This is a genomic window from Kluyvera sp. 1366, from assembly GCF_054823405.1.
Genome location: NZ_JBTRDW010000007.1, coordinates 176212 through 200052, shown reverse-complemented (window position 1 = coordinate 200052; position 23841 = coordinate 176212). Strand labels below are relative to the sequence as shown.

Annotated in this window: 22 protein-coding genes, 1 tRNA gene and 1 pseudogene; 9 read left to right on the top strand and 15 right to left on the bottom strand. The window is 53.8% G+C overall.

The features are described 5' to 3' along the window. Window positions 1-47: 47 nt before the first annotated feature. Together glnE and ACVLVH_RS17270 are read right to left on the bottom strand one after the other, a co-directional pair. Entirely contained in the window at window positions 48-2906 is a 2859-nt protein-coding gene (glnE, locus tag ACVLVH_RS17275; RefSeq protein WP_312464403.1) for a bifunctional [glutamate--ammonia ligase]-adenylyl-L-tyrosine phosphorylase/[glutamate--ammonia-ligase] adenylyltransferase, read from the bottom strand. A 25-nt stretch (window positions 2907-2931) separates the two neighbouring features. Beyond that, on the bottom strand, window positions 2932-4242 hold the full coding sequence (locus ACVLVH_RS17270; protein WP_110867315.1) for a CYTH domain-containing protein: 1311 nt from the start codon (window positions 4240-4242) through the stop codon (window positions 2932-2934). Window positions 4243-4446: 204 nt separating this feature from the next. Between ACVLVH_RS17270 and ACVLVH_RS17265 the strand changes: the two genes are divergently transcribed. Together ACVLVH_RS17265 and ACVLVH_RS17260 are read left to right on the top strand one after the other, a co-directional pair. Continuing rightward, entirely contained in the window at window positions 4447-5070 is a 624-nt protein-coding gene (locus tag ACVLVH_RS17265; protein WP_101762988.1) for a TIGR04211 family SH3 domain-containing protein, read from the top strand. Window positions 5071-5212: 142 nt separating this feature from the next. After that, window positions 5213-6445, top strand: a complete 1233-nt coding sequence (locus tag ACVLVH_RS17260) for a multifunctional CCA addition/repair protein (RefSeq protein ID WP_192412132.1) — start codon at window positions 5213-5215, stop codon at window positions 6443-6445. A gap of 18 nt (window positions 6446-6463) precedes the next feature. Here ACVLVH_RS17260 and bacA read toward each other — a convergent pair whose 3' ends face one another. Next, window positions 6464-7282 (bottom strand): undecaprenyl-diphosphate phosphatase, encoded by an 819-nt coding sequence (bacA, locus tag ACVLVH_RS17255; RefSeq protein ID WP_101762986.1) that lies wholly within the window; start codon window positions 7280-7282, stop codon window positions 6464-6466. 191 nt (window positions 7283-7473) lie between these two features. After that, the gene (gene folB, locus ACVLVH_RS17250; RefSeq protein ID WP_192412133.1) at window positions 7474-7833 is read right to left on the bottom strand and encodes a bifunctional dihydroneopterin aldolase/7,8-dihydroneopterin epimerase; all 360 of its coding nucleotides are present in this window, start codon (window positions 7831-7833) and stop codon (window positions 7474-7476) included. A gap of 107 nt (window positions 7834-7940) precedes the next feature. Here folB and plsY point away from each other — a divergent pair, with 107 nt between their 5' ends. Then, window positions 7941-8540: a glycerol-3-phosphate 1-O-acyltransferase PlsY gene (gene plsY / locus ACVLVH_RS17245; protein WP_061720459.1), complete on the top strand. Its 600-nt coding sequence runs from the start codon at window positions 7941-7943 to the stop codon at window positions 8538-8540. A gap of 29 nt (window positions 8541-8569) precedes the next feature. On the opposite strand, the gene tsaD is transcribed toward plsY, so the two are convergent. Then, window positions 8570-9583, bottom strand: a complete 1014-nt coding sequence (gene tsaD, locus ACVLVH_RS17240; RefSeq protein WP_192412134.1) for a tRNA (adenosine(37)-N6)-threonylcarbamoyltransferase complex transferase subunit TsaD — start codon at window positions 9581-9583, stop codon at window positions 8570-8572. A 281-nt stretch (window positions 9584-9864) separates the two neighbouring features. Between tsaD and rpsU the strand changes: the two genes are divergently transcribed. The 3 genes from rpsU to rpoD all read left to right on the top strand — a co-directional run bounded on the left by rpsU (window position 9865) and on the right by rpoD (window position 14165). Further along, window positions 9865-10080 (top strand): 30S ribosomal protein S21, encoded by a 216-nt coding sequence (gene rpsU, locus ACVLVH_RS17235; RefSeq protein ID WP_008103436.1) that lies wholly within the window; start codon window positions 9865-9867, stop codon window positions 10078-10080. A gap of 118 nt (window positions 10081-10198) precedes the next feature. Next, window positions 10199-11944: a DNA primase gene (dnaG, locus tag ACVLVH_RS17230; RefSeq protein WP_192412135.1), complete on the top strand. Its 1746-nt coding sequence runs from the start codon at window positions 10199-10201 to the stop codon at window positions 11942-11944. A 379-nt stretch (window positions 11945-12323) separates the two neighbouring features. Beyond that, window positions 12324-14165, top strand: coding sequence for an RNA polymerase sigma factor RpoD (gene rpoD, locus ACVLVH_RS17225; RefSeq protein WP_064738465.1), 1842 nt, complete (start codon window positions 12324-12326; stop codon window positions 14163-14165). 63 nt (window positions 14166-14228) lie between these two features. Here the strand turns inward: rpoD and mug are convergent, their stop codons facing one another. Then, window positions 14229-14744 carry a G/U mismatch-specific DNA glycosylase gene (gene mug, locus ACVLVH_RS17220; RefSeq protein WP_101762980.1) on the bottom strand — a complete coding sequence of 172 codons (516 nt, stop codon included), beginning with the start codon at window positions 14742-14744 and terminating at the stop codon, window positions 14229-14231. Then, window positions 14741-15328 carry a TetR/AcrR family transcriptional regulator gene (locus ACVLVH_RS17215; protein WP_192412310.1) on the bottom strand — a complete coding sequence of 196 codons (588 nt, stop codon included), beginning with the start codon at window positions 15326-15328 and terminating at the stop codon, window positions 14741-14743. Before ACVLVH_RS17215 ends, mug begins: the two co-directional genes overlap by 4 nt. A gap of 134 nt (window positions 15329-15462) precedes the next feature. Here ACVLVH_RS17215 and ACVLVH_RS17210 point away from each other — a divergent pair. From ACVLVH_RS17210 to ACVLVH_RS17200, 3 genes and pseudogenes are all read left to right on the top strand, one after another. Beyond that, window positions 15463-16253, top strand: a pseudogene (locus ACVLVH_RS17210) (SDR family NAD(P)-dependent oxidoreductase). Window positions 16254-16440: 187 nt separating this feature from the next. Beyond that, window positions 16441-16516, top strand: a tRNA-Ile gene (locus ACVLVH_RS17205). A 157-nt stretch (window positions 16517-16673) separates the two neighbouring features. Beyond that, entirely contained in the window at window positions 16674-17081 is a 408-nt protein-coding gene (locus ACVLVH_RS17200) for a hypothetical protein (protein ID WP_498949885.1), read from the top strand. A 49-nt stretch (window positions 17082-17130) separates the two neighbouring features. Here ACVLVH_RS17200 and ACVLVH_RS17195 read toward each other — a convergent pair whose 3' ends face one another. From ACVLVH_RS17195 to ACVLVH_RS17160, 8 genes are all read right to left on the bottom strand, one after another. Next, window positions 17131-17358 carry an ogr/Delta-like zinc finger family protein gene (locus tag ACVLVH_RS17195; RefSeq protein WP_091003483.1) on the bottom strand — a complete coding sequence of 76 codons (228 nt, stop codon included), beginning with the start codon at window positions 17356-17358 and terminating at the stop codon, window positions 17131-17133. Between the two features lie 68 nt (window positions 17359-17426). Continuing rightward, window positions 17427-18599 (bottom strand): phage late control D family protein, encoded by a 1173-nt coding sequence (locus tag ACVLVH_RS17190; RefSeq protein WP_498949883.1) that lies wholly within the window; start codon window positions 18597-18599, stop codon window positions 17427-17429. Then, the gene (locus tag ACVLVH_RS17185; protein WP_498949882.1) at window positions 18596-19123 is read right to left on the bottom strand and encodes a phage tail protein; all 528 of its coding nucleotides are present in this window, start codon (window positions 19121-19123) and stop codon (window positions 18596-18598) included. Before ACVLVH_RS17185 ends, ACVLVH_RS17190 begins: the two co-directional genes overlap by 4 nt. A gap of 3 nt (window positions 19124-19126) precedes the next feature. Continuing rightward, window positions 19127-21589, bottom strand: a complete 2463-nt coding sequence (locus ACVLVH_RS17180) for a phage tail tape measure protein (protein ID WP_498949880.1) — start codon at window positions 21587-21589, stop codon at window positions 19127-19129. Next, window positions 21579-21704, bottom strand: coding sequence for a GpE family phage tail protein (locus ACVLVH_RS17175; RefSeq protein ID WP_498949878.1), 126 nt, complete (start codon window positions 21702-21704; stop codon window positions 21579-21581). The genes ACVLVH_RS17180 and ACVLVH_RS17175 overlap by 11 nt, the downstream gene beginning before the upstream one ends. 32 nt (window positions 21705-21736) lie before the next feature. Continuing rightward, window positions 21737-22012, bottom strand: a complete 276-nt coding sequence (locus ACVLVH_RS17170; RefSeq protein ID WP_091003471.1) for a phage tail assembly protein — start codon at window positions 22010-22012, stop codon at window positions 21737-21739. Between the two features lie 63 nt (window positions 22013-22075). Then, window positions 22076-22585, bottom strand: a complete 510-nt coding sequence (locus ACVLVH_RS17165) for a phage major tail tube protein (protein ID WP_222210631.1) — start codon at window positions 22583-22585, stop codon at window positions 22076-22078. 12 nt (window positions 22586-22597) lie between these two features. After that, a complete protein-coding gene (locus tag ACVLVH_RS17160) occupies window positions 22598-23767 on the bottom strand; it encodes a phage tail sheath protein (protein ID WP_498949877.1) in 1170 nt (389 codons plus the stop codon). Between the last annotated feature and the right edge of the window lie 74 nt (window positions 23768-23841).

Genomic DNA, 23841 nt, shown 5'->3' with positions numbered 1-23841 from the left:
ACACGGTCAAAATAATGCGCGGGATATTACCACATAAGCCATCAGGCTCACTGTTCCGCGCTGTCAGATTGGGTACCGCTTAACCAACGCTGCCAACTGTTGTTGACCACCGCGCGTTCAGCGACAAAGGCTTCAGGCGCCACATGGCCCGGTAATTCCTGCAATGCCAGATGGTGCAGCGCATCACGCAGCGTGACGTACGCATGCGTCAAAGCCTGCGCCTCTTCATCCGGCATAATGCCATGACGCGCCATCAATTCGAAAATGCGGACATTATCCGACCAACGCGTCAACGCTGGCTGATCGGCCGCGTAGCTTAAGACAAGGTATTGCGCGATGAATTCAATGTCGGTGATACCGCCCTCATCGGTCTTAATTTCCCAGCGACCTTTCTGTTTGTTGCTGAGATGCGCCCGCATTTTTTCGCGCATTTCACGCACTTCTTTTTGCAACGTCTCAACGTCTCGCGGCAGGCAAAGAACGTTACGGCGGATTTCATCAAAGCGTTCACAGAGCGCAGGTTCGCCAAACACGATGCGCGCGCGCACCAGCGCCTGATGTTCCCAGGTCCATGCTTCGCTGCGCTGGTATTCGTTGAAAGCGGAAAAAGTACTGACCAGCATACCCGCCGCGCCAGAAGGACGCAGACGCGCATCCACTTCATACAAAATGCCGGACGACGTGCGCGTGCTAAACAGATGCATTACACGCTGCGCCAGGCGCAGATAGAACTGGCGACCATCAATGACGCGCTCGCCATCGGTTTCCGCATCATCCGGACAATCATGCAGGAACACCAAATCAAGGTCAGAGCTGTAACCCAGCTCCCAACCACCCAGCTTGCCATAACCGACAACCGCAAAACCGCGCTCACTGTCGCTAGTCAAATGCGATGGACGACCATATCGCTGCACCATCATCTGCCAGGCTTGCTGCACCACGGATTCAATAATCGCTTCTGCCAGCCAGGTTAAGTGATCGCTCACTTTCATTACGGGTAGCGTTTCAGCAATATCGGCAGCGGCGATGCGCAGATGCTGCGCCTGTTTAAACTGGCGCAATGCTTCCAACTGCTGCTCTTCGTCATCGGTGGGAATACGCAGCAGATATTGGCGCAGTTCGTCGCGGTAAGCGTCGGTTGCGGTAGGTTGATACAGCGTTGCGGGATCGAGTAACTCATCCAGCAGCAGCGGATAGCGCGCCAATTGGCTGGCAACCATTGGTGACGCGGCACACAGACGAATCAGATGACGCAGCGCGCCATGATATTCGGTGAGTAATTCCAGATAAGTGCTGCGCGTCAGCACGCCCAGCAACAACGGCGTCAGACGATTCAGCAGCACATCGGCATCTTCGCGCGGACAAACTTCACTGAGCAGACGCGGCATCAACTGGTCGAGCGCCAGACGACCACGCGGACCAATAGTCCGGCGGCTCACATCCTGGCGGAAGTTGTTCAACGCGTTGTAAAGCGCGTGACGCTGCGCATCGTCCAATTGCGGTACCACCGGGATGAGATCGCTCTCTTCCAGCGCGTCCTGCCACAGCCCGGCAAACTCGGCCAACTGCGGCTGATCGTCGACATCCGGTGCATCGTCGCCAATCAGCTCGTCAAAGATGGCGCGCACACCGGCCATTTGCAGCTCAAGCTGCGCCATCAGCGCGGTCCAGTCTGCCGCGCCCATCGCCCAGGCTAAGCGCTGGCGGTCGAGCTCGTTCTCTGGCAGCGTTTGCGTTTGCTCGTCATTAATGCTTTGCAGCAGGTTTTCCAGCCGACGCAGGAACAAATAGGCTTCACGTAGATGATCGACCTGTTTCTGACTTAACAAAGCCAGCTGACCAATTGCTTTGAGCGTAGGGAGCAAGGAGCGCAGTTGTAGTGAGCGCTCACGTCCGCCGCGAATCAGCTGGAACACCTGCACAATGAATTCCGTTTCACGAATGCCGCCGGCGCCGAGCTTAATGTTGTCTTTCAAGCCGCGTCGACGCACCTCGCGCGCAATCATGCCCTTCATGTTACGCAGCGATTGAATCACGCTGAAATCGATATAGCGGCGATAGACGAACGGCCGCAGCATTTGCTGCAATTCCTGGCTCCAGTGGCCGTGATCGTCGCCCATCAGCCGGGCTTTGACCATCGCATAGCGTTCCCAGTCGCGGCCTTGCTCCTGATAATAATCTTCCAGTGCCGCGAAACTCAGCACCAGCGGACCGCTATCACCAAACGGACGCAGGCGCATGTCCACGCGATAGACAAATCCATCCACCGTTGGTTGATCGAGCACTTTGATCAGCCGCTGCCCCATGCGCGTGAAGAATTGCGCATTGTCGAGCTCGCGCCGTCCACCTTGGGTTACGCCGTTTTCCGGCCAGGCAAAAATCAGATCGATATCAGAAGAGAAGTTGAGTTCACAGCCGCCGAGTTTACCCATGCCGAGAATCAGCATCGGCTGGGCTTCACCAGCTTCATTGCATGGCGTACCAAAGTCGCGGCTGCAATCCTGCCAAACCCAGTCGCGCGCGGCAGCGATGAGGATTTCCGCCAGCGTGCTGAGTTGCTGCAAACTTTGTTCGGTAGTGGCATGTTGCAGCGCCTGCATCCAGGCGATGCGCACCAGCATATGACGACGGAACAAACGCAGTTCACGCATCAGGGAGGTTTCATTTTCAACTGAGTGCAGCACGTCATTCAGCCAGCGGGCATAGTGCTGCCACTCATCTGGCGCAGGCGCTTGCTGTTGCAGATGATGCCACCATTCGGGATGCTGCTGCAGGTTATCGAGGATAAAGTCACTAAAGGTCAGCGCGCCCGCCTGTTCTGGCGTGAACGCTGAGGATGGCAAATTAAGTCGCTCTGCCACATTAGCCAACTGCGCCTGCATGAGCGCCGGTAACGGTAACAACATCTTCTCTCCCTGATTGGATTTTTCGTTAGCGTTTGATTCCGCTATTGAGCCAGAAAGGTGCGGGGCGCACGGCCAGGTTAACCAGATGCATTAAGCCACGTTCCTGCTTCTCTCGAATCGCATGCTGTAACTCCAGCCAACCGTCCAGCCAAACATTCACCTCTTCGGCCGGATAAGCACCCGCCAGCAGGTTCACCGCCAACAACTGGCGATTCAGGCGCGTCGCTTTATCCTGGAACTCATTGAACAGTTGAACATCAACGAATGTTTCTCTGAGATCGGCGGCAATACGACTCAGCATAATATCGCTGAAGCGTTTGAACGATCCCTGCAGCTTGCTTTTGCTCTTGTCGTCGAGCCATTTTTGCCACTGCGACTCAACCAGCCAGTGAGTAAGTGCTAACTGAGCTTCAACCGAGGTTAACGAAAAGCAGGTAGCTTCAGCATTGTTCTCATCATCGGCCAGCAACTCTTCCTGACGGGTTAATTTCTGGCGCAGATCGCTGCTGGCTTTGCGTGGCACCAACGCACCAAACAGTGAGAACGCCTGACGCAGCGTTTCCAGCGCATCAATTACCGCTGCTTTGGCATCTTTATTACCACGCAGCCACACTTCTTCGTGATATTGCCAATGATTCAGTGCCGCAGTCATTGCGTTGATCATGCCCTGCTCAACCGACGCTTTCGCGGCGATTTTCTGCAATGGCAACGTACGGATGGGGCGCGGTAAGTTACCCTGCGCCAGCTGATAGCCGCGCGCGGCTTTGCTCAGGCTGCCGAGACGTAATCCGCCCATCGTAACCAGCGCTTCAGCGAACTTCAGCATGTCATCGCGTTGACCACTTTTAAGCTCCAGCTCGACTTCATAAAGCGGTTCGCTGAATTCACCGGCAGCGACTTCGCCGCGGTCAAACGCCACTTCAATTTCGCTGTCGCCAAATTGCACCAACCAGGCTTCGCGCTGGAAATGAGTGCTGAACAGCGGCTGTAGGCGCGATTGCAGTGCAGCAATATCGGTGCCCTGCGGCCAAATCTCGGCTGGCAGGCGCGCGATATCCAGCTGCGGCTCCGTGAGATCAACATTGTATTCCGGACGCTGATGCAGACCGCCAACGGTTTTACCGGCCGCTTTCAGCGTCATTTCATAGCGTTGATCAACGCCACGAATGCGCAGGCCCATGTCCCAGCGACGCAGTTGGTTGTCGTCGGTTTCATAATAGATATTGGTCAGCTCGCGCGCGGCGAAATGCTGATGTGGCCACGCGGCAAGCTTTTCCGCCAGTTTTTCGGCGGCTTGCGGTGTAGCAATGAACTTTAATTCGATTTCGATGGTCATAATTTTTTATTCAATACGCTGCTGGCACTTACGAGTTTAATCTGGCGAAGAGTAATGCACCGGAAGCCCGCTGTCTCCGCTTTCTTGTGCTTTTACGACCCTTTTCGCACCGGATTGAGACCAGGATAGTTCTCATTCAGATTTTTGAGAAGCGTCTCCAGACTGTGCCGGTAATTTTACGCCATTAAGAAAAAACGACATCGAATGAAAAAAATCACACTTGCTGCCCTTTCTTTGCTGGCTTTCAGCGCCATCACACCTGCTCATGCTGCTGACGAAAAACGCTACATCTCCGATGAATTATCCACTTGGGTGCGCAGCGGTCCGGGCGATCAATATCGCCTAATCGGTAAGCTGAACGCCGGAGAAGAAGTGACCTTGCTGCAGACCAATAACGACTCTCAATATGGTCAGATTCGTGATGCAGAAGGCAAAACTAACTGGATTCCACTGTCGCAACTGAGCGCCAGTCCTAGCCTGCGTACTCGCGTACCACAGCTGGAGCAGCAGGTTAAAGATCTGACGGCCAAGCTAGCGAATATTGACAACAGCTGGAATCAGCGCACTTCTGAGATGCAGAACAAAGTCGCCAACAGCGACGGCACCATTGATGGCCTGAAAGCAGAAAATCAGAAGCTGAAAAATGAGCTGATTGTCGCGCAGAAGAAAGTCAGCGCCGCCAATGTGCAGCTGGATGACAAGCAGCGCACCATCATCATGCAGTGGTTTATGTATGGCGGCGGCGTGCTGGGCGTTGGTCTGCTGTTGGGTCTGTTGCTGCCGCATATGGTGCCGCGTCGTAAGAAAAACGATCGCTGGATGAACTAACGCGCCACGCAGATTTGTTCTTTTATTTAAGGGGATCGTAAGATGCCCTTTTTGGCGTGCCCGATATTTAGCCAAAGTATGCAACAATAAAGTAACAAGCGTGTTCAGCACGCAATTTTTGATCTGCCTCTGGAGTGGTTGAGTGAAGACGTTTCTGGTCGGTGGCGCAGTGCGCGATGCCTTACTGCGTTTGCCGGTAAAAGATAGAGATTGGGTTGTTGTAGGCGCGACGCCAGATGCGATGCTGGCGGAAGGTTATCAGCAGGTTGGCCGGGATTTTCCGGTTTTTTTGCATCCGCGAAGCCGTGAAGAGTATGCGCTGGCGCGTACGGAACGCAAAAGCGGCAACGGTTACACCGGCTTTGTGACGCAGTTCGCGCCGGATGTCACGCTCGAGCAAGATTTGCAGCGCCGCGATCTCACCATCAATGCCATCGCCCAAAGCGACAGCGGTGAGCTGATTGATCCGTATGGCGGTCAGCGCGACCTGGCGAAACGCCAGCTGCGCCATGTTTCCGCCGCCTTTAACGAAGATCCGCTGCGTGTACTGCGCGTGGCGCGTTTCGCCGCCCGCTTTGCCCATCTGAATTTCCGGATTGCTGATGAAACCCAGGCGCTGATGCGCGAAATGGCGGTCAGCGGCGAACTGGCGCATCTCACCGCAGAACGAGTGTGGAAAGAGACGGAAAAAGCGTTGCTGACGCGCAATCCACAGGTCTATTTCCAGGTATTACGTGATTGCGGCGCGCTGCAGGTGCTGTTCCCGGAAATCGATAATCTTTATGGCATTCCGGCCCCGATCAAATGGCATCCCGAGATTGATACCGGCATCCATGCGCTGATGACGCTGGCGATGTCCGCTGCGCTCTCGGATCAGCTTGATGTGCGTTTCGCTACGCTGTTCCACGATGTCGGTAAGGCGCTGACGCCAGCAGAAAAATGGCCGAGCCATCATGGTCATGGCCTCGCGGGCGTGCCGATTGTTGAAGCGCTGTGCCAGCGCCTGCGCGTGCCGAATCAGGTGCGTGATTTGGCGTTAGTGGTGACCGAATTTCATGACGTGGTGCACACCATTGAGCGCCAGCCAGCTGACGCGTTAATCGCGCTTTTTGATCGAATTGATGCCTGGCGCAAGCCCGATCGCGTGGAGAAGATGGCGCTGACCAGCGAAGCGGATGCGCGCGGGCGTGCGGGTCTGGAAAGCATGACTTATCCGCAAGGCGACTATTTGCGTCAGGCGTTTGCGCTGGCGCAAGCGGTGCCAACCAAAGACGTGGTGGCAGCAGGTTTTAAAGGGGCGGAAGTGCGGGAAGAGTTGACGCGTCGGCGTGTGGCGGTGCTGCAGGCGCAATTGATTAACGCGCGGCCAGTGTAACCAGCCGCGCGGGGTAACTTACATAAAGATGGCGTAAACCACGGCCGCAACAATGAAGCGGTAGATAGCGAAAGAGACGAACGAGATACGCTTGATCAGCTCAAGGAACACCTTGATCGCCAGCAGCGCCACGACGAAAGCCGTTACAAAACCGACGGCAAACATTGGGAAATCCTGCATCGTCAGGAAGCCGAGGCTCTTGTAGAGATCCAGTCCGGTGGCGCCAATCATCATCGGCACCGCCAGAATGAACGAGAACTCTGACGCCGCATAACGGCTCACGCCCATCAGCATACCGCCAGAAATCGTCGCACCTGAGCGCGAGAAGCCCGGCCACAGCGCCAGACACTGGAAGCAGCCAATCATAAATGCCTGACGGTAGGTGATATCGTCAACGCCAACCGCTTTCGGCTGCTTCGGCTTGAAGTATTCCGCCACCAGCAGCAGCACACCGCCGACCACCAGCGCATACATCACGTTGATCGGGTTAAACAGCGTTTTGATTTGGTCGTGCAGCAGCAAACCAATCACCACCGCTGGCACCATACCCAACAGAATATGAATCAGGGTTAATTTGCCCGTACCCACGCCTTCATGTTTGACCTCACCGAAGTGAATGCCGATCAAACCAAACAGGCGGCGCCAGAACATCACGACCACAGCCAGAATCGAACCGAGCTGAATCACCACTTCGAAGGTTTCAGCGGTCTGGCCTTCAAAACCCAACAGATGGCCAACAATAATCATGTGGCCCGTGGAAGAGACCGGCAGGAATTCCGTGAGGCCTTCTACAACCCCCAGGATTGCAGCTACCCAAAGCTGGTGAATGTCTGCCATCAAAATATTTCCTCTATCCGTTTTAAACAGTAAAAAGGCGGTCGCAAAGGGCTACCGCCTGAAATTATGCCTGCGTCACGCTGAAGGAAACCTTAAGAAATTCGGTCACTTCCTGCTGGTTAGCGCAACGGCCTCAAGTGAGACACACCATAATTTGGTTTGGTTTCATTGTGATGGCAATCACGGAAGATTTATTTCGGAATAGTCCCGCGCTCAATACGTACGCCAACGCTGGCCGCCTGCGCTACAGCGCCCGGTTTGCCTACCTTTATGCGCACGCCGGGGGTTTTGAAACGATTCATCAACAGATCGGCGATTTCTTCTGCTACCCTTTCGACCAGGGCGAAACGCTGGCCTTGCAGATGATTGAGGATCATTTCCGTGACATCGGCGTAGCTCAGACAATCATTCACATCGTCGCTGGCGGCGGCGTGACGGTTGTCCCACGCCATTTCGACATCGAGCACCAGCTTCTGCTGCATGCCTTGTTCCCAGTCGTAAACGCCAATAGTTGTGAACACGGTAAGCTGCTCGATAAATACGATATCCATGATGTCAGTCTCTGTTTTTGGCTAAGCCGGATACCACTTCCGGCGGATTATGCGTATTATCCACGCTTATCGAGAACAAAACGACCCAAAAGGAACGGTACGACGCTATGAGTGCTATCGCGCTTGGTATGATTATTTTCGCGTATCTTTGCGGCTCGATTTCCAGTGCGATATTGGTCTGTAAACTGGCTGGTTTACCCGATCCGCGCTCGCAAGGCTCAGGCAATCCTGGCGCGACCAACGTTTTGCGCATTGGTGGCAAAGCCGCCGCTGCGGCGGTGCTGATTTTTGACGTGGCAAAAGGCATGCTGCCGGTGTGGATCGCTTATCTGCTGCACGTTGCCCCGCTCTATCTTGGCCTCACGGCGATTGCCGCCTGTCTGGGCCACATCTATCCGGTGTTCTTTCGTTTTCGCGGCGGTAAAGGCGTGGCGACGGCCTTTGGTGCGATTGCGCCGATTGGCTGGGATTTGACGGGATTGATGACCGGAACCTGGCTGCTGACGGTGCTGCTAAGCGGCTATTCATCACTTGGCGCGATTGTCAGCGCGCTGATCGCACCGTTTTACGTGTGGTGGTTCAAACCGCAATTCACTTTCCCCGTTTCGATGCTCTCGTGTCTGATTCTGTTGCGGCACCACGACAACATCCAGCGCCTGTGGCGCGGCCAGGAAAATAAGATCTGGAAGCGGAAAAAGAAGAAATAAAAAAACCGGCGCAAGGCCGGTTTTTTATTTTAGATGGCGGGCAATTCTGCCAGCGGCCAGCGCGGCCGCACGCTGACGCCGAGCCCACCGCTGGTGCCGCCTTTGAGGCGCACCATGCCCGCGTAAGCAATCATCGCGCCGTTATCGGTGCAAAACTCAGGGCGCGCGTAAAACACTTCGCCGCCACGCTTTTGCATCATCTCGGCCATGCGCTCACGCAACGTGCGGTTCGCGCTGACGCCACCCGCAATCACCAAACGTTTAAAGCCAGTTTGCTCAAGCGCGCGTTTGCACTTAATCATTAAGGTATCAACCACCGCATCTTCAAATGCGCGGGCGATATCCGCGCGAGCTTGCTCGTCGCCCTGATTCTCGCGAATGGTATTCGCCGCAAAGGTTTTCAGGCCGGAGAAGCTGAAATCCAGCCCCGGACGATCGGTCATTGGCCGCGGGAAGCGGAAACGGTTTGGCGTGCCTTGCTGCGCCATACGCGACAGCATCGGTCCGCCGGGATAATCCAGCCCCAGCAGCTTGGCGGTTTTATCGAACGCTTCGCCAGCCGCATCGTCAATCGATTCGCCCAATAAGGTGTATTCACCAATGCCGGTCACGCTGATCAATTGCGTATGCCCGCCGGAAACCAGCAGCGCGACAAACGGGAATTCCGGCGGATTCTCTTCCAGCATCGGCGCCAGAAGATGCCCTTCCATATGATGCACCGGCACCGCCGGCACATTCCAGGCGAACGCCAACGCTCGGCCAATGGTGGCGCCAACCAGCAGCGCGCCCACCAATCCGGGCCCGGCGGTGTAGGCGACGCCGTCAATCTGTTGTGGCTCAAGGCCCGCTTCTTTCAGTGCCGCCTGAATCAGCGGCACGGTTTTACGGACGTGGTCACGCGATGCCAGTTCCGGCACCACGCCGCCGTAATCGGCATGCAGTTTCACCTGGCTATATAGTTGATTTGCCAGCAGACCGGACGCATCGTCGTAAATCGCGATGCCGGTTTCATCGCAGGACGTTTCAATACCCAGAACTCGCATAGCTTTTATCACCCTCTTCGTGCGGCGCGCAGTGTAACACAGGCAATTCTCACGCCAGAGACTTTGCCCCTGAAAAAGTGTTTTTCTGTCGCACAAAGAGTGCGCTATACTCCACGGCCTGAAAAAACCGGCAGCCGCGATGGCATATGCCCCTGTTGGTTCTAAATTATACATGGTGCTTTACAAGTCGGCCGCGGCTGGAGTAAAATGCTGCACCATTTTGAAATGTGCTGGCGCCGCAGTCAGCAGCAAAAACCGAATTTTATCGAGGTAAGAGTTACATGCCGGTAATTAAAGTACGTGAAAACGAGCCGTTCGACGTAGCACTGCGTCGCTTTAAGCGTTCATGCGAGAAAGCAGGTGTTTTGGCAGAAGTTCGTAGCCGTGAGTTCTACGAGAAGCCTACCACTGAGCGTAAGCGCGCTAAAGCATCTGCAGTTAAGCGTCATGCCAAGAAACTGGCTCGCGAAAACGCACGCCGCACTCGTCTGTACTAATTTCTTGCGGAAGCTTGCTTCCGCCGCGTGATAAACGCAGACAGAGTCAAGTAAAAGGCCGTGCTTTCCGAAAGGAAGCGCGGCTTGTTGTCGTTTATGAGCTGAAAAATCGGGGCTTATGGCTGGACGAATTCCACGCATATTTATCAACGACTTACTTGCCCGCACGGACATCGTGGATATTATCGATGCCCGCGTTAAGCTGAAAAAGCAGGGTAAGAACTATCACGCGTGCTGTCCTTTTCATAACGAGAAAACCCCCTCTTTCACCGTAAGCGGTGAGAAGCAGTTCTATTACTGCTTCGGCTGTGGCGCCAAAGGCAACGCCATCGACTTCCTGATGAATCACGATCGTCTGGAGTTTGTTGAGAGCGTTGAGGAGCTCGCCACGCTTCATGGCTTAGAAGTGCCGTATGAAGCGGGCAACGGTCCTAGCCAGATGGAGCGCCATCAACGTCAAAGTCTTTATCAGTTGCTGGATGGCCTGAACGGCTTCTATCAACAGAGCCTGCGTAATCCACAAGCGCAATCTGCACAGAACTATCTCGCCACGCGCGGTCTTAGTCAGGAAGTGATCGATCACTTCGCTATCGGCTATGCGCCTGCGGGTTGGGATAATGCTCTGAAGCGCTTTGGACAGCAGAAAGACGATCGCGAATCGCTGATGGAAGCGGGCATGTTGGTCAGCAATGACTCTGGCCGCACCTACGATCGCTTCCGCGATCGTGTGATGTTCCCTATTCGTGATAAGCGTGGCCGCGTGATTGGTTTTGGTGGCCGCGTGCTGGGCAACGATACGCCGAAGTATCTGAACTCACCGGAAACACCGATTTTCCATAAAGGCCGCCAGCTATACGGACTTTATGAAGCGCAGAAAAATCATCCGCAACCCGCGCGTTTGCTGGTTGTCGAAGGTTATATGGACGTGGTGGCGCTGGCGCAGTTTGGCATCGATTATGCCGTAGCTTCGTTGGGCACTTCGACCACCGCTGAACACGTTCAGCTGCTTTATCGCTCAACGGATACCGTGATTTGCTGTTACGACGGTGACCGCGCCGGACGTGAAGCGGCATGGCGTACGCTCGAAACCGCATTGCCTTACATGAATGATGGTCGTCAGCTACGCTTTATGTTTTTGCCCGATGGCGAGGATCCGGACACGCTGGTACGCAAAGAGGGCAAAGCAGCCTTTGAAGCGCGGATGGAGCAGGCTACACCGCTCTCCACATTTTTGTTCGACAGCCTGATGCCGCAAGTGGATTTGAGTACACGCGATGGCAAGACCAAGCTGGCGACCTTGGCGTTACCGCTGATTAGTCAAATTCCCGGTGAAACGCTGCGCATTTATATGCGTCAAACCTTGGGTAATAAACTCGGGATTCTTGACGATAACCAGTTAGACAAGCTGATGCCGAAGCTGGCAGAAAGCGGAGTGCTGCCAACTGCCCCACCGTTGAAGCGCACCACCATGCGCGTATTGATCGCGTTATTAGTGCAGAATCCGCAATTTGCCTCCATCGTGCCTACACTGGATGGACTGGAGCAGTCAAAAATGGCGGGTTTACCGCTATTTGTGGAGTTAGTCAGCCGTTGTACAGAGAATCCTGGCCTGACCACCGGACAGCTACTAGAGTTATATCGCGGAACAAATTTTAGCCAGCCCCTTGAAACACTGGCCACCTGGAACCACATGATAGTGGATGAAGAGGCGGAAGAAGTGTTCCAGGATTCACTGGCGAGCATTTACGATTCCGCACTCGAACAGCGCCTTGAAGCGCTGATCGCACGCGAGCGAACGGAAGGCCTAAGCGCCGTCGAACGCCGTGAATTCTGGGCTTTAAGCCAGGCATTAGCGAAAAAATAAGATTTTAACGGGATCAGAACTGCAAGTACGTTAAAAACAGCATTCTGGTTCAGTGATTTCCGGAATGATAGACGCGATAAGCGAAGCCGGAAACACACAGCACAAATTTAGAGGCGTCAACGTCGCAGCCAGTTTCAGTGCTGCCAGCGCACAGCAACCGGAGCGTACTGAAGTACGTGAGGATTGCGAGCACTGCCTGCACTGAAAATGGCAAGTAAGTTAGCCTCGGAAAGAACACAAGCGGCTTAAGTGCCGATTATAGATGGGCTTCAGCCCTGGCCGCGATGTAGGCAGCGGCAAAAACACAACGCCTTCACTGTTATAGTTGGCTCGCGCCGACCGACACCAATCTAATTAACAGAAGTGTGGATACCGTCTTATGGAGCAAAACCCGCAGTCACAGCTTAAGCTACTTGTCACCCGTGGTAAGGAGCAAGGCTATTTGACCTATGCTGAGGTCAATGACCATCTGCCGGAAGATATCGTCGACTCCGATCAGATCGAAGACATCATCCAGATGATTAATGACATGGGTATTCAGGTTGTTGAAGAAGCGCCTGATGCTGATGATCTGATACTGAATGAAAACAGCTCCGATACTGACGAAGATGCCGCAGAAGCCGCCGCTCAGGTTTTATCCAGTGTTGAATCTGAAATTGGCCGTACCACCGACCCGGTGCGCATGTACATGCGCGAAATGGGTACCGTTGAACTGCTGACGCGCGAAGGCGAAATTGACATCGCTAAGCGCATCGAAGACGGTATCAACCAGGTCCAATGCTCTGTAGCCGAATATCCGGAAGCGATCACCTATCTACTCGATCAGTATGATCGCGTTGAAGCGGGCGACTATCGCCTGTCTGACTTGATCATCGGCTTCATCGATCCTAATGCGGAAGAAGATATCGCGCCGACCGCCACGCACGTGGGTTCTGAGTTATCTCAGGAAGATCGTAACGACGATGAAGAAGAAGATGAAGAGGATGACGACAGCTCTGACGACGATAATTCTATCGATCCAGAACTGGCTCGCGAGAAGTTTGGCGACCTGCGTACGCAGTATGAAACCACGCGTACCGTCATCAAAGCGAAAGGTCGCAGCCATGCTGACGCCGTAGCCGAAATCCAGAATCTCTCTGAAGTGTTCAAGCAGTTCCGCCTGGTACCGAAGCAGTTCGACTACCTGGTAAACAATATGCGTGAAATGATGGAGCGCGTGCGTACGCAAGAGCGCCTGATCATGAAGCTGTGTATTGAACTGTGCAAGATGCCGAAGAAAAACTTCATCACGCTGTTCACCGGCAACGAAACCAACCCAAGCTGGTTCAAAGCCGCGCTGGCGATGAACAAGCCTTGGTCTGAGAAGCTGCTGGAAGTTGAAGATGATGTGAATCGTTCGCTGTACAAACTGCAGCAGATCGAAGAAGAAACCGGCTTGACCATCGAGCAGGTGAAGGACATTAACCGTCGCATGTCTATCGGCGAAGCGAAAGCGCGCCGTGCGAAGAAAGAGATGGTTGAAGCAAACTTACGTCTGGTTATCTCTATCGCCAAGAAATACACCAACCGTGGTCTGCAGTTCCTCGATCTGATTCAGGAAGGCAACATCGGTCTGATGAAAGCCGTTGATAAGTTTGAATATCGTCGTGGTTATAAGTTCTCAACTTACGCCACATGGTGGATCCGTCAGGCTATCACCCGCTCTATCGCTGACCAGGCGCGCACCATCCGTATTCCGGTGCATATGATTGAGACCATCAACAAACTCAACCGTATTTCGCGTCAGATGCTGCAGGAGATGGGTCGCGAACCGACGCCGGAAGAGCTGGCTGAACGTATGCTGATGCCTGAAGATAAGATCCGCAAAGTGCTGAAAATCGCTAAAGAGCCGATCTCTATGGAGACGCCGATTGGTGATGATGAAGATTCGCATCTGGGCGATTTTATCGAAGACACTACGCTGGAGCTGCCGCTGGATTCCGCAACCTCGGAAAGCCTGCGCTCAGCGACCCACGACGTGTTGGCTGGCCTGACCGCGCGCGAAGCGAAAGTGCTGCGTATGCGTTTCGGTATCGATATGAACACCGACCACACGCTGGAAGAGGTTGGAAAACAGTTTGATGTAACGCGTGAGCGTATTCGTCAGATCGAAGCCAAGGCGCTGCGTAAACTGCGTCACCCAAGCCGCTCAGAAGTACTGCGTAGCTTCCTCGACGATTAATCGTTGTCTAGACGAAAAATCCCTGGCTTGCCGGGGTTTTTTATTGCCTGAAGAATAGCTCTTTCACGCGTTGTTCTGCAGCCAATCATGCAGTTGGCGATAGGATGCGGCCATCTCTTCCAGCGTCGCACGATTTAACCCGCTCGGATTAGGCAGCACCCACAAACGCGTTTCACCCAGCGTTTGCGGCTGCTCGCCCCACTCAACTTTGCGCTGACGAAACGCTTTCTGAAAAGCATCCTTGCCCAACACCGCCAACGCACGCGGCTGATAGTGCAGAATCTTTTGTTGCAGGCGTGAACCACCGTCGCGTAATTCATCGCCGTCCAACTCGTTAGCCTGCACCGTTGGACGCTCCACCAGCATGGTGATGCCACAGCCAGTTTCCAGCAGCCGCTGCTCCTGCTCGGGCTTAAGTAACTCGCGCGTAAAGCCGGCCTGATAAATCACCTTCCAAAAGCGATTACCGGGATGCGCAAAGTGAAATCCGGTGTGCGCCGACGATTTGCCCGGATTGATGCCACAAAACAGCACCTGTAAATCAGGCGCAATAATGTCGCGGATATCGTGCTCGCTCATGCCATCTCCAGTCCGGCGCGTTGTTTTACCGACCGACGACTGCTCGCCAGCATCGTACGTGCTTCCTCGTCGTCCGGACAAGCGCGTGCCATTGCCACCGCGCCAACCATCTCAGCCAACATGGTGGTCGCGGCGTCATCCGCATGCGGATGGTTAAGTTCATGTAGCGTCAACGCCAGGCGCTGCCGCATCGCTTCTCGGCGCTGGGAAAATAGTGTGCGCGCCTCAACCGATAAATGTGCCATTTCACTCACCAGCGCAGGCAGCGGACAGCCTTCACCCGGCGTGTTGCAATGATGCTCGGATAAATAGCTATCGATTAACTGACTCAGTCGTTCAGCGGGATCGTTAATTGAGGTGATATCCGCAAAGCGGCGCGCCGAATCGGCAAACATCTCAGCGATCACCGCTTGCACTAAATCTTCGCGCGAGGCGAAGTGGGCATAAAAGCCGCCGTGCGTTAAGCCCACGCGCTTCATCAGCGCCGCGACACCGATGCTTTCAGTGCCGTTCTCGCGCATTACCACAGAGGCTTCATCCAGAATGCGCTGTCGCGTACGCGCTTTATGGCTCAGCTTTTCCATCTTCATTGACTCCGATATCGTTGATAGCAATCAGTGTAATTATTACAACCATCATATTCTAGCTTGACGACAAATATTATGGTCGTCATATTAAACCTCGTAAATATGATAACCATCATTTAAAGGAATACACCATGTCACAACACCTGGCTTTAATCACCGGCGCATCAAGCGGAATTGGCGCGACCTATGCAAAACAGCTGGCAGCACGCGGCACAAACTTGATTCTGGTGGCGCGCGATGCAGCCAGGCTCAATCTGTTGGCGCAATCTTTGTGTGAATCACATGGCGTTGAAGTCAGCGTGTTAGCGGCCGATCTCACCAACCATGATGATTTGCAAAGAGTCGATCACGAAATCCAGCAAAATAAAGCGATTACTCTGCTGGTAAACAATGCGGGCATGACGGTTGAAGGTGAATTCATCGACGGTGACATCGCGAAAATTCAAACAATGCTGACGTTAAATATCGTGGCGCTGACACAGCTGGCCCACACTGCTGCGCAGGCGTTTCGTGCACGTCGCAATGGTACGATAGTGAATATTGCTTCAGTGCTAGCGCTAGTGAGCGAATCGGCGAATCGGCGAATGGCGCGTACAACGCCAGCAAAGCGTATGTGCTTTCCCTGACCCGTAATTTGCATCGTGAATTAGCCGAAAGCGGTGTGCGTATGCAGGCGGTGTTGCCAGGCTTAACGCGTACCGAGATCTTCGAGCGCGCAGGAAAATCCATTAACGAAATTCCCGCTGAGATGCTGATGGAAGTGGATGATTTAGTCTCGGCTGCGCTACGTGGACTTGATGCCGGCGAGTTGGTGACCATCCCATCCGTTGAAGATGTGCAGCTTTGGCAGAGCTATGAAGAAGCACGCATCGCCATATTGCCGTTCATCTCGCTTAACAAGCCTGCATCACGCTATTTGTAGCATAAGCAAACTTTCGAATGAGCCTGGTCTCAAAAACCAATGCTGGTTGGGCGCTTAATAAGCGTAGAGCGTGGGACGATAGAATTTTCTTTTGAGATCAATGAGTCAGCTATTGCTGTAATTTTCACCATCCAAATGGCGAACTCTGGATCACCCTAACAAGATACTCTATAATCCCCGCTCCGCTGGCCCCTTAGCTCAGTGGTTAGAGCAGGCGACTCATAATCGCTTGGTCGCTGGTTCAAACCCAGCAGGGGCCACCAAATTTAGTGATTAAAATCATGCATTTAAGCCACCCTTAGCGGTGGCTTTTTTGTTTCCTCATTTCAAAGTGGCGATGAAATGGCGATGGAAATTTACTGCTAGCACTCTCAGTCCAGCAATCGAGGCCGGGCTGCAACTGATTTAGAGGGACTCTAGATGAAATGCTTGAACGTCGTTTTGATTAGCACGTCTTTACTGTTTGCCTCATCTGTTACGGCAAAAGAAACAGACGCCGCCGTTCTGAAAAGTAAACTCAAACCTTGGCAACCTTCAGAGATCACAGTCAGCGGTGAACAAATCACAGTGGTTACACCGAGTGCAGATATCAATTCAGAGATTTACAGCGCAATTATTTCCGGCGGGGTATGTACACCAATCTGGACAAAGGATGTGCCTTCGAGCTATCTGAAAGATATTAAGCAAATCAACGTGACCAATAAGTTTAAGACTATTGGTTTCTCTTTCGAAAATCCGCTTAACGTCTGTAAAGAAATGGGGGACTTGATGGAAAAGCCCGCTGCAGCATTGATGCTCGGCAACACCCATACCTACAACGGTAAGTAGTTGGTAATAAAAAACCCCGTGTAAACGGGGTTCTAGTTTGAATTCACATTTAGTGAAGCAATGATGGTTGGCTTGTATGTCCGCCGTTACTTGCGAAAACAGGTACTCTATTTACTTGCCCCGGACTAACGATAATCATTGCCAGTGTCTCATGCGTTTTAAACGAGCAGCTGCAATTGATGTTTTGGCACTGGTGGTAACGTTCTTTAGTTTCTTTCGATATGTATCTGCTGCTTTTGGCGTGTGCGGCGGTCTGGCATAGCGGGCAATGCATCATCGGTATCGTCTCCCTGTTGGCTCGTAGGTTTAATACTCCACATTCACAAAAAGAGCAACAAAATTCACTTATTGTGAATCACCATTATCCGATTCTGCCTCGAACTCTATATCGGAAAGTAGCACCTCGAACTCAAGCTGTGTTGTGTATCCGCTATTGCTCAAGTTATGTGTCACCTTGCTGATAATCCAAGGCTGTACATCGATCACCGATTTAAACCCGTTTACTCTTACTGGCGTTTCTGGGTAGAGATCAGCACGCCCCATAGCCAGCGTAAGCGAGAATTCAGCGACACCGCGTTGCAGCTTTTCCCATTTAGCTTTAGCGGCGCGCATCGCTGTTGCTTTGCTGGAGTAGACCGTCGTCAGTATAAATACATTATCTTCGTTACCGGCTAGGTAATCCCCCTCCTTTGCCTCTGGTGTCTTGACTGCTTTCGCCTTGATCTTTTTCGCGGCGGGATGCTGGAGCGCGCGCAGGTGCTGTACTTTAGGCTTTCGCTGCAGCTTTACTTTCTTCGGTTTCGGGTCTTTAGTATGCAGCCAACTCGCCGACACGCCGGTGTAAGCGCCGCGATCAGCAATAGTGAAACTATGCCGATCGCCATCTTTGCGCGTGATGGTCATCTGAGGAATGGGCTTACCACCGATAGTGACGCCGTTACCCGGTCGGATGAATAACAACCGCCCGGCCTTGACTGCTGCCACCGCGCCATAAAGTGTGGCGAGGCGTGTCAGAAACTTAGCATCGGTTTCCTGCGTCTGGTCAATGTGAGCAACAGCGATTCCTGCGAAACCATCTGCCAGCATGGGTTTCAGGTTATTCCGCCCGGCAATCTGCGTAACGATATCGCCCAATGTGGTTTCATGATACGAAGCTTCACGCCGGGAATTCAGAGAACCGCGAAAGTCTGCACTACGCGCACGAATGGTCATGGTATCCGGCGCGCCGTGATGTTCCACCTCATCAACAGTAAAATTACCCTTGCCGATTAATGCCTGCCCTACCCAGCCAAGAAACAACGTCACGAGAGCACCTCGAACCGGCATCGCCAGTTGACCGTCAGCGTCATCCAGCTCGATATCGAGCTGGTCAGCTTCAAAGCCACGGTTATCGGTCAGCGTAAGCGATATCAGGCGATCACGAATGTTCGCTGTGACATCCTTTGAATTGACCGTCAACATGAAATCAGGTGTTAACCGCGCGCCCATCTGCACCGGCAGGCCACTGATACCGGTCATCCGATCAACCCTCCCGCCTGTGAAATGAGACTGCCGGCCGCTGACTTAACGCTACCGATGGCCGATGTGATTTGCCCTGGCAGATTTCCCACCCCGCTAATAAGTCCGTCAGCCTGCTTTTTCAGATCACCAAACATCGAGGTGAGGGATTCATCCACTCGCAGAAGGCTAAGGGTGAACATGATTTTACTGGCGGCACCGTTGGGGAAAAATTCGCTGTGCGTATTGGAAATGCTCTCAATTACATACATGCCGTAAATCATGCCGCTGCCACCAATCAAAGGCCATGCCATTCCCTGATCGGCAAGTAGTCGGACGGTCATCAGTGATACAGCGCCGCCGGTAATTTCCGGGCGAAGCTCGCCCGACAACGTAATTTTTTCATCGCCCGGCCCGATAAATTGAGCTGCCGGGCGCTGACCAAAGCGGCTGTTAGTCGGCCAGCGATAATCGATGTTCTGCTGCAGTTCGCCATAGGGCAACGTCTGGCGCATAAACGGCATCATGCCGTAAATCATCATCATCGTTTAATCCTCCCAGCCCATTTTACTGCGATTTTTAGCCTGTTGATTACGCTGCTCACGCGCCTGATGCTGCGCCATAAGTGCAAGCGCATCATCTTTGGTCATGCCCGGATGCATGTGAATATCGTACTGATAACTGTTCTGACTGCTGTCGATATAACCGCCTGCCGCTGAAGGTGCGGAGACAGGCCGATAAGGTGCGCCACCTGTTGCCAGACTGTATTGCAACCCGCCCGTATTAACGCCAGCGCCGCCGGTCGCCATCGGATCAGGTGAAGGCACCTTATCTTTGAGACCGTCGGATTTCGTGTCGATGATGCCGAGTTTTTCCAGCACCCAATCAATGCCGTTACGGAGTTGATCGAGTGCATGGCTCGGAATCTTCAAAGCCTCGGCTAGCATGTTGCCGAACTTTTTGCCCATCTCACCGGCAGAGGCCAGTTCTGATTGGGTGGACTTAACCGGCTCCAGCAGCTTTCCAAACCAGTCCCATAGCCATTTAATTTTGTCACCCACGGCTGCAAAAATTGGCGTAAGCGTACCGAATGAATCACCTATCGGCCCCATCGCCGCAGTGACCCCCTCAGCCATTCCAGAAATGAATGCGCTGATTGGCTCCCAATATTTTCGAACCAGCAATGCACCGGCCACGATTGCCGCCGCCACCGCGACAACTGGTAATGTGATTGTGCCCAAAGCTGCAGCTATCGAGCCGCCCGCGATACTGAATGCCGTGCCCAGCAAGCCAGCTCCCGCAATCAATAGATTGACGCCAGCTATTACAGGCCACGCAACCAGACCAATTGCTCCCAGCACGCCGACGATGATCAGACCAGCACCTGCAATTTTCCCTAACCCACTTGCCACTTCAGGGTTAGCTTTAATCCAGTTATCAATTTTCAATAGATAATCAGCCGTTCCCTGTGTGAGCTTACGAAGGCCGCTATCCTGCTGGTCGAATAAGTCTGTACCGATTGCTTCATAGGCCGACTGAAGCTGTTTAAGATCACCACCGAGGTTGTCCTGCATTACCTCGACCAGCTCTGCCGTTTTGCCGTCTGAAGCCTTAAAGCTGACTGTCAGCTGATCAAGCTTGCCGGAAGATGCCGCAGCCATAAGAACCGCCGCCGAGGAGCTTGCCTCCTCACCGAAGATGGTTTTCATGTATTCCGCGCGCTGCCCGGTTCCCAGCTTGTTTCGGTCAAAGCTGGCTTGCATCTCTTTCAGGATGGTAAAGATTGGGCGTGTGTTACCTTTCTTGTCGGCGGTTTTAATTCCTAACTCTGATATCGCTTTATACGCCTGTCCGGTAGGTGCCTGCAGGCGACTCAATACCGCGCGGCTTCCTGTCCCCGCCATTGAGCCGGTAATCTTGGCATCATGCAGCGCACCGACCATTGCCGCAGCCTGCTCAATACTCACACCGGCATTTTTAGCAACCGGCGCAGCATAGGTGAGCGCATCACTCAACCCATCAAAATCAGCGGCCGTTTTATTCATGGTCATCGACAGCACATCGCCAATATGCGCAACCTTGTCATTGGAAAGCTGGAATGCTGATTTCATCCCCATTAACAGACCGGCGTTTTCTTCCATCGTGCGCTTGTTTGCCAATGCCATGTTGAGGGTAACCGGAGTTACTGCCTGAATTGCTGCAGCATCTCCGCCACCTTTGGCGATGATAATCTGCGCGCCTGCCGCATCATCAGAGGAAGCCGCAGTGGTATCGCCGAGCTGCCTTGCCTGTGCTCGCAGCGCTTTCATTTCTGCCGAATCTTTGGATAGTCCGAGCACAGCCTGTAGCTCAGAGTTTTTCTGTGCAAAATCAAAGCCCGGCGTAAGCAGCGTTTTTGCTGCCATTGCACCCACCGTTGCTGCACCGATTCCAGCAGCTCCGGTATTGCGCACTTTTGCCGACAACTCCTGCCCGCGCCGATAACGCTCGCTGGTTCGGTTTAGCCTCTCCTGCTGTGCGTTCAGCCGCTGCAATTCCTGCTTCTGACGACTAAGGCTGAGCGTTGCCATTGCTGAGGCAGATTTCAGCCGCTGCTGCTCACTGCTAAGGTTGCGTGTGGAAATGCCAGCAGCCTTAAGCGCCTCACGCTGCTGTTGAACTGACAGGCGCAAAGAGTTCGATTTGGTTTGTAACTCTGCTGCAGCCTGCCGCGCCTTTTCAAGAGCACGCGCCTGCTGTGCTGTTGGCCGCTCTGTGTTTCTGAAAGCCACAGCCAATGCAGCCGCTTCAGCTTTGGCATTTTTCAGGCTTTGTTGCGTGACGGCCAGTTGTGCGCTGGCTTTACGGAAGCCTTCAATCTTACCCGCCTGCGCATCCAGCTCCTTGATGTTGGCTTGCGTCCGGCGAATCTCAGAGGCAAGCCCTTTGGTCGCTTTCTCAACGGCTTTAAATGGGCGAGAGGCTTTGTCTACCGCGTTCAGCAGTACCTGCACTTTGAGGTTATTGCTCATCCGGTGTTGCTCCGCTACGGATAAAGGCTTTGTGCCGCCAGCCCATTAATTCAGACAGCGGCATGTCATACATTTCAGAGGGGGGCCAGTGGAATATCGTGGCAATATCGGCCATCAGATCATTAACCGTCAGGTCGGACGGCCAATCTATTCGTCCGACTTCGACGATAAAAAACCGATCACCTTACCCGCTAGCGCAATCAAATCAGCCGGATCAAGGTTATTGCATTCCGCTTTAGTCAGCGAGGGTGCGGTGATGCGCGGCAGCACGATAATTAGCGAGTCCACATCCGAACCTGCTAGGTCTGAAAGGCGCACTCCGCGCAGGCTTCCGGCAGTCGGTTTAATCAGCTCGACCTGCTTAATCTCGGTGTCGCCGCGTTTGAGTGGCGTTTCAAATACCACGGTGTTTTCGTTGTTCATAGTAGTGATCTCTATTCACTGTAGTCAGGGAAAGCCAGCGCCGGTCTGGCGCTGGTATTGGGTTTATACCAGGCCGATGTTTTTACGGCGCTGTTCAAGGCGATCAACGCCGTTAACCTTCTCCACCATGTTGATGGTGTCGATCTCGATCAGCTCTTTGCCGTTCCACGTCAGTTTGTAGTAGGTGCACTTCGAGGTGATTTTGGTCTCGGTATCCTCGCCCTGTTTGGCTTCACCAAAGTCAAAGCTCTGGTGCTTACCGCGCACCTCAACCTCTACCGCGATCTCTTCGCCGGTATCGTCGCGCTGATAAGAACCGGTGAAACGCAGCGGCACGGCGGATGCGCCCCACTGCGTGAGCACTAGTTCATCAAGCCCGCCTATGCTCCATTCAACATCAAGCGCGTCATCTTCCAGACCGTTGTCGATGTGCGCCGCGCCGCTCATGCCGCCCGCGCGGTATGGATCGAGCTTGCGCGCCAGCTTCGGCAGCGTGACGGCGGTAACGATGCCCTGATAGCTGTTTGCATCATTGAAAAGGTTCATCGCCTTTAGTTTGCGTGGCAGTGCCATTTATCCGGCTCCTTAGCTGTTAACGGATGCGGCGAAGTTCGCCAGATAGGTGTCGGTGATACGCTGGCGTAAAGTCAGGTCTTCCAGCGGCGGCACCGGCGTGTAGTCGTAATCGATAAAGAGCTTGCCCGCTTTCAGCGTGTCTTTATCATTGGCGCTTTCGTCGTACCAGGCGGACGCGCCCAGCAGATAACCGGCGTTGACCAGCTCGCGAAATTTCGCGTTGATGCCCGCAATAATTTCGCGCACCAGTACCGGCGTCAGCGGCTTATCTACCGCCCACATATGCGCCTCGGCCATCGTGTCAGCCAGCACCTGTGCGGTTCGGGTGTAGTTCTCAAACTGGAACAGTGGATCGTCGCTGCAGGTACGGTTGCCCCAGAAGCGGAAACCATCTTTGCGAATTAGTGTGGTGACGTCCGCCTCGTTGAGCAGGTCGGCATCGGTGCCGGTCTGCTGCAGATCCCAGAATACCGACGCGGAGATACCGGTCACGCCGTTTACGCCAACGTTCGACAGGGTTTTATGCCAGCCGGTATCGTTGTCGATTTTGGCGCGTAGGCCCAGCGCGCGGGCGGTGGCGTAAGCCACATCAGATTTATTTGCGGTGGTATTCCATGCGAGGAAATCCGGCCAGATCACCATCAGCTCACGCTGGCTGAAGTTTTCGCGATACAGGCGGGCTTCGGAAACGGTTTTGCACTCCCACGCCGACACATAAGCGAAGGCGCGCAGTTGCTGCGCGATACTGGCTAGCGCGGTGGCAACTTCCAGCGAGTCGAGGCCCGGCACGCCGAGAATACGCGGCTTAACGTCGAGCTGCGTCTGTGCGGCAAGCAGCGCTTTCATGCCGGTGTACTGGCCGTTTTGGTCAGTGCCGCCGATGATATTGGAAATGGTTTCAGCTTCGTCCGCGCCTTCTGCCACGCGCACCACCACGGTGACGGGCTTTGACTGATCGGCGATAGCCTGTAGCGAGGCAGAGAGCGTGCCTTTCACGCCAGCCTTGCCAACTGCGCCCTGCACGTTGGTGACTAGTACCGGCGTATTAAGCGGGAACGTTGCCGCATCCGCGTCCTGCGCCGTGCAGACCATGCCGACAATTGCGGTTGATACGGTGGAGATGGTGCGCGTGCCGTCGTTGATTTCGACGACGCGCACACCGTGATGATAATCTGCCATCTGTTACACTCCTGGTTAAAGGTGTGCTCAGGATGTCAGCTCAGGCGGGACGGTGCATGTCGTTGCGGTTTGCT

Coding starts and splice junctions, on each gene's coding strand:
- glnE (WP_312464403.1), bottom strand. CDS start 2,906: ATGTTGTTACCGTTACCGGCGCTCATGCAGGCGCAGTTGGCTAATGTG.
- ACVLVH_RS17270 (WP_110867315.1), bottom strand. CDS start 4,242: ATGACCATCGAAATCGAATTAAAGTTCATTGCTACACCGCAAGCCGCC.
- ACVLVH_RS17265 (WP_101762988.1), top strand. CDS start 4,447: ATGAAAAAAATCACACTTGCTGCCCTTTCTTTGCTGGCTTTCAGCGCC.
- bacA (WP_101762986.1), bottom strand. CDS start 7,282: ATGGCAGACATTCACCAGCTTTGGGTAGCTGCAATCCTGGGGGTTGTA.
- folB (WP_192412133.1), bottom strand. CDS start 7,833: ATGGATATCGTATTTATCGAGCAGCTTACCGTGTTCACAACTATTGGC.
- plsY (WP_061720459.1), top strand. CDS start 7,941: ATGAGTGCTATCGCGCTTGGTATGATTATTTTCGCGTATCTTTGCGGC.
- tsaD (WP_192412134.1), bottom strand. CDS start 9,583: ATGCGAGTTCTGGGTATTGAAACGTCCTGCGATGAAACCGGCATCGCG.
- rpsU (WP_008103436.1), top strand. CDS start 9,865: ATGCCGGTAATTAAAGTACGTGAAAACGAGCCGTTCGACGTAGCACTG.
- dnaG (WP_192412135.1), top strand. CDS start 10,199: ATGGCTGGACGAATTCCACGCATATTTATCAACGACTTACTTGCCCGC.
- rpoD (WP_064738465.1), top strand. CDS start 12,324: ATGGAGCAAAACCCGCAGTCACAGCTTAAGCTACTTGTCACCCGTGGT.
- mug (WP_101762980.1), bottom strand. CDS start 14,744: ATGAGCGAGCACGATATCCGCGACATTATTGCGCCTGATTTACAGGTG.
- ACVLVH_RS17215 (WP_192412310.1), bottom strand. CDS start 15,328: ATGGAAAAGCTGAGCCATAAAGCGCGTACGCGACAGCGCATTCTGGAT.
- ACVLVH_RS17200 (WP_498949885.1), top strand. CDS start 16,674: ATGAAATGCTTGAACGTCGTTTTGATTAGCACGTCTTTACTGTTTGCC.
- ACVLVH_RS17195 (WP_091003483.1), bottom strand. CDS start 17,358: ATGATGCATTGCCCGCTATGCCAGACCGCCGCACACGCCAAAAGCAGC.
- ACVLVH_RS17190 (WP_498949883.1), bottom strand. CDS start 18,599: ATGACCGGTATCAGTGGCCTGCCGGTGCAGATGGGCGCGCGGTTAACA.
- ACVLVH_RS17185 (WP_498949882.1), bottom strand. CDS start 19,123: ATGATGATGATTTACGGCATGATGCCGTTTATGCGCCAGACGTTGCCC.
- ACVLVH_RS17180 (WP_498949880.1), bottom strand. CDS start 21,589: ATGAGCAATAACCTCAAAGTGCAGGTACTGCTGAACGCGGTAGACAAA.
- ACVLVH_RS17175 (WP_498949878.1), bottom strand. CDS start 21,704: ATGGCCGATATTGCCACGATATTCCACTGGCCCCCCTCTGAAATGTAT.
- ACVLVH_RS17170 (WP_091003471.1), bottom strand. CDS start 22,012: ATGAACAACGAAAACACCGTGGTATTTGAAACGCCACTCAAACGCGGC.
- ACVLVH_RS17165 (WP_222210631.1), bottom strand. CDS start 22,585: ATGGCACTGCCACGCAAACTAAAGGCGATGAACCTTTTCAATGATGCA.
- ACVLVH_RS17160 (WP_498949877.1), bottom strand. CDS start 23,767: ATGGCAGATTATCATCACGGTGTGCGCGTCGTCGAAATCAACGACGGC.